Origin of the sequence: Bifidobacterium sp. FKU, assembly GCF_026016385.1 — a bacterium.
Taxonomy (GTDB): Bacteria; Actinomycetota; Actinomycetes; order Actinomycetales; family Bifidobacteriaceae; genus Bifidobacterium; species Bifidobacterium infantis.
The window spans coordinates 843,992-859,488 of record NZ_CP092888.1 but is presented as its reverse complement, the minus strand read 5'-3'; the positions used below and the strand labels follow the sequence as shown (position 1 = coordinate 859,488).

Here is a 15,497-nt window from a genome sequence, read left to right as displayed (position 1 = left end):
GATTGCGTACCCGTCTTTCAGTGGGTGAGGATCTTCGAGAGGAAGTCCTTGGCACGGTCGGTCTGCGGATGCTCGAAGAACTCGTCGGGCGTGTTCTCTTCGAGAATCTGGCCGTCCGCCATGAAGACGATGCGGTCGGCGGCCTTGCGCGCGAAGCCCATCTCGTGGGTCACGCAGATCATCGTCATGCCTTCATGCGCGAGTTCGACCATCACGTCGAGCACTTCGTTGACCATTTCCGGGTCGAGTGCGGAGGTGGGCTCGTCGAACAGCATGACCTTGGGGCGCATGGCGAGCGCGCGGGCGATGGCCACACGCTGCTGCTGGCCGCCGGAGAGCTGGGAGGGCATCTTGCTGGCCTGGGAGTCGACGCCCACGCGGGCGAGCAGGTCCATGGCCAGTTGCTCGGCTTCCTTCTTGTCCATGTGACGCACCTTGATGAGGGCCAGCGTCACGTTTTCAAGAATGGTTTTGTTGGCAAACAGGTTGAACGACTGGAACACCATGCCAACTTCGGCCCTGAGGTTCGCGAGCTCCTTGCCTTCCTGTGGCAGGGGCTTGCCGTCGATGCGGATGTCGCCGGAATCGATGGTTTCGAGGCGATTAATGGTGCGGCACATCGTGGACTTGCCTGAGCCGGACGGACCCACGACCACCAGCACCTCCCCCTTGGTGACAGTCAGGTTGATGTCCTTGAGGACGTGCAAAGCACCGAAGTGCTTTTCGACGTGGGTCAGTTCGACTAGCGGACGGTTCAGGTCCTCTTTGTCGGGAACCAGCGGGGTCAATTTGGCCTTGCTTGGTGATGTTGTGCTTGCCGTGCGCGAACGCACTGCTGTTTCATTGTTCGTTTCAGACATGAGTGGGAGGATAGCACACCGACGTTTCCAGTGTGTACACAGTATGTCCACACAGTTGCTCAGTCGATGTCTCATTTTCGCATCAGACATCGTGATGGCGGCATTGGGCATCGGCATACATTCGCGCTGAGTCGCGCATCGCGCGGCGTCTGCTGTGCGCTGATTGCCTGCTGCGTGGTGGCCGAGACGTTGCTGCGATGGCAGAGCTGGCACGTGTTGTCCTATCTGCTTGATTCCATGTTTGGCCTTGGTGTCGTTGGTGTTGTTGCCATTCATGCCGCAGTCGGGCGCATGGCTGGCGGTCACTTTGTATTGTGTGGGGCTGGTCTCGCCGTTTCCCATGTCGTATTCGTATAAATGCGCTAGGCATTTTGAGCGTGGCTAGCTGTTAGCACGCGATGAAGGTGTTATACGGTGGATGACACTCCCGAAGCGCGGTGGATAACCGGACGCAGCGCACGATATGCCGGTGGATAACCGGTTCGCGCCGCTTAAGTTATCCCCATTTTCCAGTTTTGCCCCTGTGCCACCGTGGAATGCGCTACGCTCGGCGCATGAACGGATACAGCGAAGCGCCGCACAATGGCGAAATCAATAACTATCTGCGCAAAGATCTTGACGCCAAAGCCACGGCCAAGAACACGGCCTGTTGGAATCTGCTGGGCAAAGTGCGCACGAAACGCACGTTGTGTTTCTCGCTGTATACCGCATTGGAATTATGCGGCGTGGAGTTGCCGAGGCACAGCACGTTGCCACAGAAGGACTTTTATGTGACGGTGAGGAGCAAGGGGACCCGCTCTTCATTGGACAATGTCGACTATCGCATATGGAATGCAAAGTTCAACAGTATCGCTTTCTCAAACGGCGTAACCTGCATGCATCCCATGGATGCGTGGATACAGTTTGCCCAATATCTCAACCTCACTGAATTAGTGGTGCTGGCTGAAGCGCTCATCAGACGTTATGGATATGCCATTGAACAATTCACTCAACGACTAACAGCCTTTCACCGCGTTATTGGCCGTGCGCGTTGTGAGGCGGCGCTGAAGCTCGTAAAACCATCGGATTCCGTTCAGGAAACTCGTACACGCTTGGCGCTTATGCTTTTCGGCCTGCCCATACCGCAAACACAATACGGCATTACCGATTCAGAGAACGGATACACCTATACCGTTGACATGGCTTATCCACAATACAAAGTCGCTATTGAATATGATGGCGATCATCACCGTCGCTTCCGCAAACAATATGTGCGGGACCAGCAAAAACGTCGACGTCTGCGGCAATTGGGCTGGACCGTCATCGAGGTGTTCGCCGATGACCTGTGGAACACCGCCAAACAACGTGCCTTCGCACAAGAGGTTGCCACCGCGATGCAAATACCGCTTCCTGGCCGTCCTCAACCTTCATGCCGGGTATTAATAGACGGCAGCCTTACCATCAATGCGCGCAAAGGGGAATACAGGAGGCGGAAACAAGCAAAACACAACAAAGCATCACAACATTAATCAAATACGGAGTTGCGATCGCTCCTCATGGGGCGGCAATTCCCTCATGGGGCGGCAATTCCCTCATGGGGCGGCAATTCCCTCATGGGGCGGCAATTTGCTCATGGGGCGGTTTGAAGAAATTGTAAAACCGCGGAATTAAGCCATTTTGACCTACCGCCCCATGAGGTTTTCACCGCCCCATGGGTTGTTTACCGCCCCATGAGGAAGTTACCGCCCCATGGGGGGATAATCGGCAAACGCCAAGGGGGGACACCGCATGGTGCGAGGTTTGCCGCATGGCGAAGGTGCCATCGGGCGGAGTATCTGGCACACCTTAGCAGGTATTTGGCACATTGGGCCCCACCCGCAAAAAGCAAATGGCCCTTGGAATAATTCCAAGGGCCATTTGCGGCTAATAGCACCGGAGCATTGCTCCTCGAAAATTAATCTACACGTGCGGAGTCCGCCGTTCGAAGCCGAAGACGCACTGAAGTACGTCGAGTGCTGAGGAAAGGCGGCATACGCTCCGTAGATTAGTTTTCGTCGGCGTCCGGGTCGTAGTCGACGCCGGTCTCGGCGCGCTGCTCGTCGGAGATCGGGGCCGGAGCACCGGTCAGCGGGTCGCGGCCGCCGCCGGCCTTCGGGAAGGCGATGACGTCGCGGATGGAGTCGGCACCGGCCAGGATGGACACGGTGCGGTCCCAACCGAGGGCCAGACCCGCGTGAGGCGGAGCGCCATACTTGAATGCCTCAAGCAGGAAGCCGAACTTCTCGTCGGCCTCTTCCTTGGTGATGCCCAGCACATCGAGCACACGGGCTTGGATGTCGTCGCGGTGGATACGTACGGAACCGCCGCCCATCTCCTCACCGTTGCAGACGATGTCGTAGGAATCGGACATGGCGTGCTCGGGGTCCTTGTCGAACTTGTCGATCCAATCCTTGGAGGGCATGGTGAACGGGTGGTGCATGGAGGTCCACTTGGAGTGGCCGACAGCCACATCGTCATCATCCGGATCGTCGGTGGGCTTGAACAGCGGGAAGTCCACGACCCAAGTGAAAGCGAACTTCTTCGGATCCAGCAGGCCTTCGCGGGAGGCGAGCTCCACACGCACGGCACCCAGCAACAGCTGGGCAGACTCGCGAGAACCGGCGGCGAAGAACACGGCGTCGCCTTCCTCGGCACCAACGGCCTCGCGCAGGCCGTTGCGCTCCTCATCGGACAGGTTCTTGGCAACGGGGCCCTTGAGCTCGCCGTTTTCGCCGAAGACCACGTAGGCAAGGCCCTTGGCTCCACGCTGACGTGCCCAATCCTGCCAAGCGTCGAACTGACGACGCGGCGTGGCTGCACCGCCCTTGAAGACCACGGCACCTACGTACGGGGCCTGGAACACGCGGAACGGCGTGTTCTTGAAGTACTCGGTCAGTTCCACCAGCGGGTTGCCGAAGCGCAGGTCCGGCTTGTCGGAGCCGTACTTGTCCATCGCATCCTTCCAGGTGATGCGCGGTAGCGGCAGCTGGACCTCATAGCCGGCGGACTTCCAGATGGCGGCGATGACCTTCTCGGTCATGGCCATCACATCTTCCTGGTCCACGTAGGCCATCTCCATATCGAGCTGAGTGAACTCGGGCTGACGGTCGGCTCGGAAGTCCTCATCACGGTAGCAGCGGGCGAGCTGGTAGTAACGCTCGACACCGGAGACCATGAGCAGCTGCTTGAGGAGCTGCGGGGACTGCGGCAGGGCGTACCAGGAACCGGGCACCAGACGGGCCGGCACCACGAAGTCGCGGGCGCCTTCCGGGGTGGACTTAATGAAGGTCGGGGTCTCGACCTCGGTGAAGTCCATGTCTTCCAGCGCGTGGCGTGCGGCCTTAGCCATGTCGGAACGCAGCTTCAGATTGTGCTGCATGGACGGGCGGCGTAGGTCGAGGTAACGGTACTTCAGACGCACGTCCTCGCCAGGCAGCTTGTTCTCGAACTCATTCTCGAGAGCGGTGGAAACCTGGAACGGCAGAGCGTCGGCCTTGGCGAGGATCTCAATGGTCTCGGCCACAACCTCGATCTTGCCGGTGGCCAGATGGGTGTTCTCGTTGCCATCCGGGCGCAGGCGCACTTCGCCGATAATCTGAATCACGAATTCGCTGCGCAGCGGGCGGGCCATATCCTCGTCATAGATGACGACCTGCACGAGGCCGGTCGAATCACGAAGGTCAATGAAGGCCACGCCACCGTGATCGCGGCGTCGGTCAACCCAACCGGCAAGAGTGACCTTCTGGCCCACCAGGGCCTCGGTCACTTCGGTGGCATGATGTGTTCTGTAAGCCGTCTGGCTCATTATCTTGTTTCTCCTCGATTTTTCGCGCGAATACGTCAGATTTCGACGGTTTGCTGGGCAACCACAGTATCCGGCTCCCACGACGTGCAATCGGCGGCAACCTGCTCGCCCGTGACGATGTTCTTGACCTCGTCGCCAGCGGGCTCTGCGCCTTCCGCACCTTCGGCAGCGGTGGCCGGGAACCACACGTACGGAATGCCGAGTTTGTCTGCGTACTTGATCTGCTTGCCGAGCTTGGCCGCGGTGGGTGCCACGTCAGTAGCGATGCCGCGCGCACGCAGTTGGTTCGCAATACGATTGGCGGCCGGGCGGTCCTCTTCATTCCACACAGCGACCAGCACGGCGGCCGGGCTGACACGGTTGGCGTGAGCGCCGGCGGTGTGCAGCATGTAGCTGACCAGTCGGCTCAGGCCGATGGACAGGCCCACGCCCGGGTACTTGCGGTTGCCCTGGGAGGCGAGATTGTCGTAACGGCCACCGGAGCAGATGGAGCCGAGTGATGCGGCACCGTCGAGGAAGGTCTCGTAGACGGAACCGGTGTAGTAGTCGAGACCGCGGGCGATCTTCAGGTCGGCGATGACGGAACCGGGGCGGATGACGGCGGCTTCGTCGACGATCATGGCCAGGGTATCGAGTCCCTGACGAGCCAGCGTGTAGGCCTCGGAATCCTTGACGATGCCGTGAGCCTCGCACAGCGCATCGAACTTGGCGGCAAGCTCGGCACCGTCGGAGGCGTTGAGCTCGGCCAATTCGAGGCAGGCGCGTGCCTGTGCTTCGGTGGCGCCGCAGGTCTCGGTGAGCAATCGGGCCACCTCATCGGCACCGATTTTGTCGAGCTTGTCGATCTCGCGCAGCACGCCCTCGACATCCGTCAGACCAAGGCCGCGGTAGAAGCCTTCAGACAGCTTGCGGTTATTGGCGTGCACGGTGGCCTTGGGGAGGCCATACGCGCGCAGCTCTTCCAGCGCGGAGACCATGACCAGCGGCAGTTCCACTTCATAGTGGTCGGGCAGGTCGCCGGCGCCGATCACGTCGATGTCGGCCTGCACGAACTCGCGGAAGCGGCCTTCCTGCGGACGCTCGCCACGCCACACCTTCTGAATCTGCCAGCGCTTGAACGGGAACGCCAACGCACCCGAGTGCTCGACCACATACCGGCTCAGCGGCACGGTCAGATCGAAATGCAGGCCCAAACGCTCTTCAATCGGAGTGTCGGATTCATGACCGACCTCCTGCAAACGGCTCAGCAGGTAAATCTCCTTGCTGGTCTCGCCCTTTTTCAGCAAAGAAGCGCCGGTTTCCACCGCTCGCGTCTCAATGCCGATGAAGCCGTTGAGCTCAAAAACCTTACGAAGCGTATCGATAACACGCTGCTCCACAACACGTTCGGAGGGGAGCCACTCCGGGAATCCTGATATTGATGCACCTTTAGCCACGAAATCAATATAATAGGTGAGGGTTGCGTCAAAACTTCCTGGTTCGCCCGGGATGGGAGACGCTCCCGCTTATGCATTCTACGCTTTAAGGAGCTGGCCATGGCCGACGAAACTGTCACCGAACCCGTAAACACCGCTGCGCCCGAAGAGCAGGCAACGACACCCGCACCCGAGGCCAGCGCGGCCACGCCGGCGCCGACTCCGTCCCCCGCTTCCATGCCGAAACCGCACGCGCCCTCCCCCGCCGCCTTCGCCAAGAAGACTCCCACGGTCAAGCAGCATGCCGCCGCCCCCGCGGCCGCCCCCGCCGCCTATTCCGAGGCCGACGTCAAAGCCGCCGAAGCTTTCGGCCGGGTCGATGACAACGGCGCCGTCTTCGTCAAGGACGGCGACGGCGAACGTGAGGTCGGACAGTTCCCGGACGCCTCCAAGGAGGAGGCGCTGGCACTGTACGCCCGTCGCTTCCTGGATCTCAAGGCCAAGCTCGATCTGCTGGCCGCGCGCCTGACCTCCCCCAACATCAAGACCCGTGAAATCGACGAGTCCGTGAAGCTGCTGGGCGAAGAAACCGCCGAACCGGCGGTGGTGGGCGACCTCGCGGCCCTCAAGGCCCGTTACGTGGAACTGAAGGCCGCCGGCGAGGCCAAGAAGGCCGAGATCGCCGAAGCGCGCAAGGCTGCTCAGGCCAAGGCCGTCGCCGAGCGCACCACCATCGTCGAGAAGGCCGAAGCTCTGGCGGCCTCCCTGGGCGACAACACCAACTGGCGCTCCACCGCCGACAAGTTCCGCAACCTGTTCGACGAGTGGCAGAACCACCAGCGCACCACCGTGCGCATCGACAAGCCGGAGGCCGAGGCGCTGTGGAAGCGCTTCTCCGCCGCCCGTACCACCTTCAACCAGGCTCGCCGCAAGTGGGCTCAGGCTCGCGACAACGAGCGTACAGCCGCCAAGGAAGCCAAGGAAGCGATTATCGCCGAGGCCAACGAGCTCAAGGATTCCACCGCTTGGGGTGAAACTTCCCGCAAGTTCAACGATCTGATGGACCGTTGGAAGAAGGCCGGCCGCGCTGGCCGTAACGAGGACGACGAGCTGTGGGCCAAGTTCCGCGAAGCCGCCGACACCTTCTTCAACGCTCGTCAGGCCGATCGCGATCAGATCAACTCCTCCGAGAAGGAAAATCTGGCTGCCAAGGAGGCTCTGCTGGTCAAGGCCGAGGCTCTGGTGCCGGTGAAGACCGACGCCGAGGCCAAGAAGGCCCGCCAGGAGCTGGCCAAGATTCAGGAAGAGTGGGATCAGATCGGTTACGTGCCGCGTGACGATATGCGCCGCATCGAGAACCGTCTCGACGCCGTTGACAAGCAGATCAAGGCCATCGAGGATGCCGCTTGGAAGCAGACCGATCCGGAGGCCGACGCCCGCAAGTCCAGCTTCGAGGAGCAGCTCAACGCCCAGCTCGCCGAGCTCGACGCCAAGATCGCGGCCGAGTCCGACCCGAAGAAGAAGGCCAAGCTCGAAGCCGAGAAGGCCACCAAGGAGCAGTGGCTGAACGCCATCAAGTAAGGATCTCGTGCCAGGTTCCCCTCTAGGGGAAGCTGGCAGCAAAGCTGGCTGAGGGGAGTTTACGGTTATACCGTAAATTCCTCTCAGTCGCCTACGGCGACAGCTCCCCTCAGCGAGGGGAGCTTCGTCATATTTATGCCGTTTTCTCCTGCCCTATACTCATAACTTCACCCCATAGTTCCTTAGCCGCCCAGTAATTGGTGTCTTACGCCTGAGTCCCTACCGGTGCTGCAACAACTGCCTGAGCCCTTGATGTGCGGCCAGATATTCATGCAACGGCTGACTGTATGGCATATTCAGCTCGCCGTAATTGGTTCCGGCACGGAAGGCGAGGTAACTGTCGCCGCCCTGAAGCAGATATGAATTGGACGCGATAATCACCAAGTCATCGTCCGCAATCGGTCGGCCGTCAACGGTGAGGTTCACGATACGAACCGCCGCATGTTCGTCGGCAGCACACTCGTCAGCGGCGGCATCAGTATCAGCGGCGGCATCGGCATTGCCGTTCCCACCGGCCGTACCGCATTCGGCATACCGATACGTCACGTTCGAGGAGATGCCGAGCCAGCGCCGCTCCAGTCGCCCATCGTCACGGCGAAATTGCTCGGCGAGCACTCTCTTCACATCGCGCCCGGTGAGCGTCTCATGCGCGGCCTTGAACTGCAAGGCCATGAGACTATCCACCTCGCGCACGGTGACTTTGCCATCGCCATTCATATCAAGCCGTGGAGTCCGCAGACTGCCATCATTCGAAAATCCGATTACCGGCAAGCGATTTCCGGCATACACATGCTTCATGATTGACTCGCGGTTCGCGTCCGCCACCAGCACACCGACCGTATTCCCGTGCTTATCCGAACCTTGTTTGTCGAAATTCACGCCGGAGGCCAAAGTGCCAATCACCGCGCTGCCGGCATGATTCGAATATGTTGCCGCCGCCTGGTAAATATGCTGCGCGCGCGATACCTCATCGTTCTCCTCAGCACCGGCAGACATCCAAGCGGCTTGCGCCGGATGCGCATTAAGCCCTTCCACGCCCAGCACGCCGTCAACCGCCGTATGGCTGGTGTCATTGCCGAGGTCAACGTCGGCCACTCGCACCGTGGCGCGACGCCCGGCACCGGTGATGATCAAATCCTGCACGGCCATGTTCCGCCCAAAGCTGCCCGCCTCGTAAATAGGCGCGCCACCAGCGGTCGTACCACGCTTGATCGCATGACTGTGGCCGGTGTATACCACATCAACATCTCGCCCAATATCGGCGGCGGCTGAGGCATCGGCGTGCAGCAAGGCCACCACCGCATCCACCTTTCCGGAGCGCTTGAGTTCACGGGCCACGCGATTGATTGCGTCCACCGCCCGCTCGTCAAGATCGGCATCACGCGTAATCTGCGGAGTGGCTACCGAGCCGAGCGCATCAGTAAGGGCACCCACGAAACCGATCCGCTTGCCGTTCACCGTTCGAATCGTAGAGTCACGTACATGGCTCAGCAGCCCGTCAGACGACTTATTGGCGGCAGACGTGTTGGCGCACAGCCAGTCGATGCCGTTGCTGGGATCAGCGATACGATTGTTGAAATCAGACACACCGCGGTCGAACTCATGGTTGCCTACCGCCGAAATCGTCAATCCCCACGCTTTGGCCATGTCCAGCGTGGGTTGGTCCTTCTCCACCGCCGACTCATACGGGGAACCTCCCACCAAATCGCCGGTCGATACCGGGATCATATTGCCGGGATTATGGCTGTCGGCCACGGTGAAGGCGGTGGCGTTGTCCGCACCATGTTCGATATGCCCGTGAAAATCAGTGATGTCGGCGATGGTCACCGTACGGGTGCCGGAAGATGGATTATCGCCGGAAAAAGGAACGGCTCCCGTGGTTCCCGCACAAGCATAAGGAACCACCAGAGCCGTAAGGATAAGCGCTACTGCACCAAAAGCGATCCCCGATCGCTTGCCGGCCCACCGCCGGTTCTTCATATTCCTGCTCACACCAGTCACGCTAGGATCGTCGATTGAACGGCCATGCCTAGGAAGGCGACTCTCAGGTGAATTCTTAGCGGCGTCTTGGGATGGGAAAGGCCTGACCCCGTACTATCAGGGTCAGGCCTTTGCAACCCGAGTCACTACGAATGCGTCGGCAAGGGGAGATTACTCGCCAAATTCCTCGGCGCAGATCTCAGCTACCGCATCCACGCACGCCTCGGCAATCAGACAGCCGCACGCTGTTTACCCGCGAGGAGACCATCGACACCGGACTCGCCATGCTGCAATAATCCGACACAAACAGCAGCTCCCCTTGACAGGGGAGCTCCGCAACTACTTATATGCGCTACTCCTGCGCAGCGTCGCCAGAATCGTCAGCGTGCACGGGTGCGGCTTCGGACGAAGTTTCGGCATCGGTGGCGGCACCGTCTTCGGCGGGCTTATCGGCGACGGCCGGCTCCTCGAACTTCTCACCCTTGAAGGTGAATTCGCCAAGGATACCCTCGCCTTCCGCATCCACCATCACGCGCTGACCGTCCTCGAGATCTCCCATCAGGATCTTCTCGGAGATGGCGTCCTCAATGTCACGCTGAATCACGCGGCGCAGCGGACGGGCACCGAGCAGCGGGTCGAAGCCCTTCTGCGCGAGCAGGTCCTTGGCGGCGTCGGTGAGTTCGAGCGACATATGACGGTCGAACAGGCGGTCGTTGAGCTGCTTGACATCCAGATCCACGATCTGGCGCACCTGCGGCTCGGTGAGCTGCTTGAAGACGATGATGTCGTCCAGACGGTTCAGGAACTCCGGGCGGAACTGCTGCTTCAATTCGGAGCTGACCTGGTCCTTCATGCGCTGGTAGCTGGACTCGTTGTTGGCACCCAGGTTGAAGCCCGTGTTGGCGGCCTTGGCGATGTCTCGCGTACCGAGGTTGGTGGTCAGGATGATGATGGTGTTCTTGAAGTCCACCTTGCGGCCCTGACCGTCGGTCAGGTGGCCGTCATCGAGCACCTGCAGCAGCGTGTTGAAGATGTCCGGATGAGCCTTTTCGATCTCGTCGAACAGCACCACGGAGAACGGCTTGCGGCGCACCTTTTCGGTGAGCTCGCCGCCCTCCTCGTAGCCGACGTATCCCGGAGGCGCGCCGAAGAGCCGCGAAGCCGCGTACTTCTCGGAGAACTCGGACATATCCACGCGAATCAGCGCGTCCTCATCGTCGAACAGGAATTCGGCGAGCGTCTTGGCCAGCTCGGTCTTGCCGACGCCGGTGGGGCCGGCGAAGATGAACGAACCGGACGGGCGCTTCGGGTCCTTCAGACCCACGCGAGTACGGCGGATGGACCGTGACAAAGCGGAAACCGCTTCATCCTGACCGATGATGCGCTTGTGCAGCTCCGTCTCCATGCTGAGCAGTTTCTTGGACTCGGCCTGGGTCAGCTTGAACACCGGGATACCGGTGGTGGAGCTGATGACCTCGGCGATCACGTCCTCGTCCACGACCATCTTGACGTCGGACTCGCCTTCGCGCCAGGAGTCTTCCTTCTGCTTGCGATCGGCTTCCAGCTTCTCCTGCTTGTCGCGCAGTTCGGCGGCCTTCTCGAAGTCCTGGCCCTTGATGGCCTCGTCCTTGTCGACGGCGATCTTGGCGATCTTCTCGTCGAGTTCCTTGAGCTCAGGCGGGGCGGTCAGGCGCTTGATGCGCAGGCGTGCACCGGCCTCATCGATCAGGTCGATGGCCTTGTCAGGCAGGTTACGGTCCTGGATGTACCGGCTGGACAGCTCTGCGGCGGACTGCAGCGCGCCATCGGTGATGGTCACGTGGTGGTGGTTCTCGTAACGGGAACGCAGGCCCTTCAGGATCTCGATGGTCTCGGCGATGGTCGGCTCATGCACCTGGATCGGCTGGAAACGGCGTTCCAGAGCCGCGTCCTTCTCGATGTACTTGCGGTACTCGTCGGTGGTAGTGGCACCGATGGTCTGGAGCTCGCCACGGGCCAGCATCGGCTTCAACATGTCGGAGGCACCCAGCGCGCTGTCGGCCGAGCCGGCGCCCACGATGGTGTGAATCTCGTCGATGAACAGCACGATGTCGCCGCGGGTCTTGATCTCCTTCAGCACCTTCTTCAGGCGCTCCTCGAAATCACCACGGTAGCGTGAGCCGGCCACCATGGAACCGAGGTCCAGCGAGTAGACCTGCTTGCCCTTCAGGGTTTCCGGCACGTCGCCGGCTTGGATTTTCTGGGCCAAGCCTTCGACCACGGCGGTCTTGCCCACTCCCGGCTCGCCGATCAGCACCGGGTTGTTCTTGGTGCGTCGGGAAAGCACGACCATGACGCGTTCGATCTCGTTGGTGCGGCCGATGACCGGGTCCAGCTTGCCTTCGGCGGCTTCGGCCGTCAGGTTGCGTCCGAATTGGTCGAGGATGGCGGAACCGGATTTGTTCTGTTTATCCGCCACGCCGCCGGCGTTGGCCAGTTCGCCCTTGCCGTCGCCAGTGCCGGAGTTACCGCGGATCATATCGATGGTCGCGCTGCGCAATTCGCCCAGATCGACGTCCATCTTGATGAGCACCTGGGTGCCCACGCCCTCACCTTCGCGGATCAATCCGAGCAGGATGTGCTCGGTGCCGATGTAGCTGTGGCCCAGCTGCAGGGCTTCACGCAGCGAAAACTCCAGCACCTGCTTGGCGTGCGGGGTAAAGGGGATGTGCCCGTTCGGCGCCGCGTTGCCCTTGCCGATCATCTCTTCGACCTGCTTGCGGGTGGCATCCAGCTCCACGCCCTTCGAGGCGAGCGCCTTGGCGGCCACGCCCTCACCTTCGCGGATCAGGCCGAGCAGCAGGTGTTCGGTGCCAATGTAGTTGTGCTGAAGGGCCCTCGCCTCTTCCTGCGCCAACACGATCACGCGCCGTGCACGGTCGGTAAACCGTTCGAACATGCTTGTCCTTCCTCAATTGACATTCCGTCTTACTCTACCGATTCACGATGACGTTTATTCATCGGATTCCATGAATTGCGCCGTAAGAGGATAAGAAAACGATATGCTGGTTCTAGATTCACCCGTAGTCGATAACAAGGAGGCTCGAAATGAGTGAAGCGACAACCAAGCCCGACATCGTTGTCGGCGTGGATGGTTCCGATGAATCCTTTGCCGCGCTGAAGTGGGCGCTTGAGGAGGCTTCGTTAACCGGTCAGAGCGTCAACGCCGTGTTTGGCTGGACGCATTCCTGGGATATGGGGTCCGAACCGGACAGCGACGAGGCCTGGGCCAAGGTCCGCCACGATATCGCCAACGAGCTGCGCGTGTGGGTCGACAAGGCCGCTGCAGGCATCGACTTCGATCCGGCGAATCTGAAGCTCACCTCGGTGAAGGCCTCCGGCACGTCCGCCCTGCTGCAGATCGGCCATGATGCGCAGCAGATCGTGGTCGGCCGCCGCTCGCTGAGCCGTGTGGCCCGCTGGTTCATGGGGTCCCTGTCCGCTTCGCTGGCCGAGGCCGCCGAAGTGCCGGTGACCGTGGTGCGCATCGCCGGCAGCGAGGATGAGACCGTGACCGATGCCATCGCCAATGCCCTGAGGCCAGGAGACCAGCCGGTCCACTACACGCAGCCACAGCCCGTGGTCGAGGTGGCTCGCCGCCCGGTGGTGGTTGGTGTGGATGGTTCCGAGACTTCCCGCCGCGCGTTCGACTTCGCGCTGGAAGAGGCACGACTGCACGACACGCCGCTGCATGTGATGTTCTGCTGGCAGCTCAAGGATTTGGGCGTTATTCCGGGCTATGAGAACGCCGTGGCACCGGTGAAGGTCGGTCAGCGCCGCGCCGAGGAGATTCTCTCTGAGCTGATGGCCAAGGCCCGGATTCCCGATGGCGTCAAGGTCAGCGCGAATGCCTTCCATATTCCCGCGTCCAAGGGGCTGATCGCGGCATCGCGGTACGCCAGCCATCTGGTGGTCGGCTCGCGTGGCCTGTCCGGGCTGGACGCGCACTTCCTGGGATCGGTGTCCCGCCAGATCATGAACTTCGCCGAATGCACGGTGACCGTGGTGCACTGATTCACCGAAATCGGCATGGAGCGCTAACGCACGCCTCGGTGATGGGCTTGCAGGGAGGAATTCTTTATTCCTGCAACCCCATCACCATCTACTTTTTAGGAAACATCTTCGCTGAGACCTATAAGTTGATCCGAAAGTACATTCTGCTGTTGGGGAGCAGGATTGGCGTTTATTTTATTCCTCGTCCGCCCTGTTCTGGCGCAGCTGCTCAATGAGATCGATGACGGTTTCGAGTTCAGGAGTCACATCGTCTGAAGGACGAACGTTATCCTCTTCGTCGTCCATCTCATCATCCTCATCATCATCGGCAACGGTGTTGTTGAGGATGTCCTCTTCGGTGGCCTCGTCGTCAGCATCAGACTTGGACTCGTCGCTGGAATCAGCTGCATCAACATCCACAACGGAATCGGATGCGTTCTGTGCAACGGACTCATCACCGGCAGACTGGGATTGCGAGGTCCCGTCGCCTGCCGCCTCCTCAGCGGGCTCGGTATCGACGGCGTTCCCGTCAACAGTCTTCTGTGCTTCGATATCATCACCGGCAGGCTCGCCTGTCTTGTCGGTTTCGCCTTCAGCCTCGTCCTGGGCAGCCGGCTCCTGCTTGCGCGGGCGGTCGGCCACCACGTCGATATGCAGATCGTCGAAAGCAGGCTTGGACTGCACCCACAGCTGGCTTGGCTCGGGAGGTTCGATTTCGGAATGCTCACCGCAGCCGTGGTCCAAGGAAACCACGCGGCCGTCATCCGGACTCCACTTATTGGCGCACACGCCGAACATACGGTCGAGTTCGCCCGCGAGCGGCACGAAGAAACCACAGGTGGAGCACAGGTTGCCTTCGGCGGTTTTGGTGCTCAACGCTTTGGGGCCTCGCGGACCTTCATACCAGCGCTTGGCAGCCTGCGCACGCCCCAACGAGGTCAGCACGTGACGGCGGGTCAGTCGGAAGGCCTCGACGGCATCGTTGACATCCTGCAGCGAGGATTCCTCGACTTCGCCTTCCTCGATGCGCTCGTCATCCGGATCGGTGCCGATCGAATCGGTGGGAGCCAGATCCGTGGGCTCAAGGCGATCCTTCCAAGGAATCCACTTGGGCGGCATCAACGCGCCCTCAGTGGGGATCAAGGAGGATTCGCTGACGGTCCAGGAGTCGATCTCCTCGTCGTGATACAGCGTCACCGACCATTGCCATCCTTCGTAGCCACGGATATTCGCGGCGAAGCGGAAGTCAGTGACATGATCCTCAAGATCATATGAGGTAACGAAATCCCCCACCTGATCGCTCTCGTCGGCCACTTCGAGCAGCACGGCGCGCGCGATGGCGTGAGGGTCCGGTGTCACGATGGTTTCGGTGGTATCAGTCATAGATCAGATCAGTCCTGTACATCGAATTGATCCGCCACCGCACGCAGCAACGTGGCCAGCTTTTTGCTGTCGGCAGCAGATGGGTAACGGTGACGGCGCAACGTATTGCCAGCCGCATCAAGCATCTTGATGAGGTCCTCGCAGATGGCGGCCATGTCATCCGCCTTCGGGCGGGTGGCCTTGACCAAGCTGGGAGCGGAGGCGATCAGGCGAACATCCATGGCCTGCGGCCCACGACGGCCGTCCACCACGGAATACTCCACCTTGGCCCCCTTGCGCAACGTGGTGGCGCCAGTGGGTAGGGCCTGAGCCGGCAGGAACACATCCTTGCCTTCCTCACTGGTGATGAAGCCATAACCCTTGGCTGCGTCAAACCAACGAACTCGACCGGTGGGCATTGCGAACCTTCCTTAATCCTCAATG

9 protein-coding genes and 1 pseudogene are annotated in these 15,497 nt (G+C 60.7%); 3 read left to right on the top strand and 7 right to left on the bottom strand.

The window, feature by feature from the left end; genetic code table 11:
* Positions 1 to 17: 17 nt before the first annotated feature.
* Positions 18 to 860 carry an amino acid ABC transporter ATP-binding protein gene (locus MMB48_RS03855; protein WP_168928599.1) on the bottom strand — a complete coding sequence of 281 codons (843 nt, stop codon included), beginning with the start codon at positions 858 to 860 and terminating at the stop codon, positions 18 to 20.
* 554 nt (positions 861 to 1,414) lie between these two features.
* On the opposite strand from MMB48_RS03855, the gene MMB48_RS03850 reads away from it, so the two are divergent.
* Positions 1,415 to 2,368, top strand: a complete 954-nt coding sequence (locus MMB48_RS03850; protein ID WP_014484682.1) for an endonuclease domain-containing protein — start codon at positions 1,415 to 1,417, stop codon at positions 2,366 to 2,368.
* 515 nt (positions 2,369 to 2,883) lie between these two features.
* On the opposite strand, the gene aspS is transcribed toward MMB48_RS03850, so the two are convergent.
* Together aspS and hisS are read right to left on the bottom strand one after the other, a co-directional pair.
* Positions 2,884 to 4,683: an aspartate--tRNA ligase gene (gene aspS, locus MMB48_RS03845; RefSeq protein ID WP_032745376.1), complete on the bottom strand. Its 1,800-nt coding sequence runs from the start codon at positions 4,681 to 4,683 to the stop codon at positions 2,884 to 2,886.
* 35 nt (positions 4,684 to 4,718) lie between these two features.
* Complete coding sequence (gene hisS / locus MMB48_RS03840) at positions 4,719 to 6,119, bottom strand: histidine--tRNA ligase (protein ID WP_032745377.1); 1,401 nt, start codon at positions 6,117 to 6,119, stop codon at positions 4,719 to 4,721.
* Between the two features lie 99 nt (positions 6,120 to 6,218).
* Here hisS and MMB48_RS03835 point away from each other — a divergent pair, with 99 nt between their 5' ends.
* Entirely contained in the window at positions 6,219 to 7,679 is a 1,461-nt protein-coding gene (locus tag MMB48_RS03835; RefSeq protein WP_013141108.1) for a DUF349 domain-containing protein, read from the top strand.
* A 205-nt stretch (positions 7,680 to 7,884) separates the two neighbouring features.
* On the opposite strand, the pseudogene MMB48_RS03830 reads toward MMB48_RS03835, so the two are convergent.
* Together MMB48_RS03830 and MMB48_RS03825 are read right to left on the bottom strand one after the other, a co-directional pair.
* Positions 7,885 to 9,659: pseudogene (locus MMB48_RS03830) on the bottom strand (bifunctional metallophosphatase/5'-nucleotidase).
* Positions 9,660 to 10,011: 352 nt separating this feature from the next.
* Positions 10,012 to 12,597, bottom strand: coding sequence for an ATP-dependent Clp protease ATP-binding subunit (locus tag MMB48_RS03825; protein ID WP_032745379.1), 2,586 nt, complete (start codon positions 12,595 to 12,597; stop codon positions 10,012 to 10,014).
* 149 nt (positions 12,598 to 12,746) lie between these two features.
* Here MMB48_RS03825 and MMB48_RS03820 point away from each other — a divergent pair, with 149 nt between their 5' ends.
* Positions 12,747 to 13,712, top strand: coding sequence for a universal stress protein (locus MMB48_RS03820; protein WP_032745380.1), 966 nt, complete (start codon positions 12,747 to 12,749; stop codon positions 13,710 to 13,712).
* A gap of 174 nt (positions 13,713 to 13,886) precedes the next feature.
* Here the strand turns inward: MMB48_RS03820 and MMB48_RS03815 are convergent, their stop codons facing one another.
* Both MMB48_RS03815 and MMB48_RS03810 read right to left on the bottom strand, forming a co-directional pair.
* Complete coding sequence (locus MMB48_RS03815; RefSeq protein ID WP_012577091.1) at positions 13,887 to 15,074, bottom strand: DUF3027 domain-containing protein; 1,188 nt, start codon at positions 15,072 to 15,074, stop codon at positions 13,887 to 13,889.
* Positions 15,075 to 15,082: 8 nt separating this feature from the next.
* A complete protein-coding gene (locus MMB48_RS03810) occupies positions 15,083 to 15,472 on the bottom strand; it encodes a cold-shock protein (protein WP_007058573.1) in 390 nt (129 codons plus the stop codon).
* Positions 15,473 to 15,497: the final 25 nt, after the last annotated feature.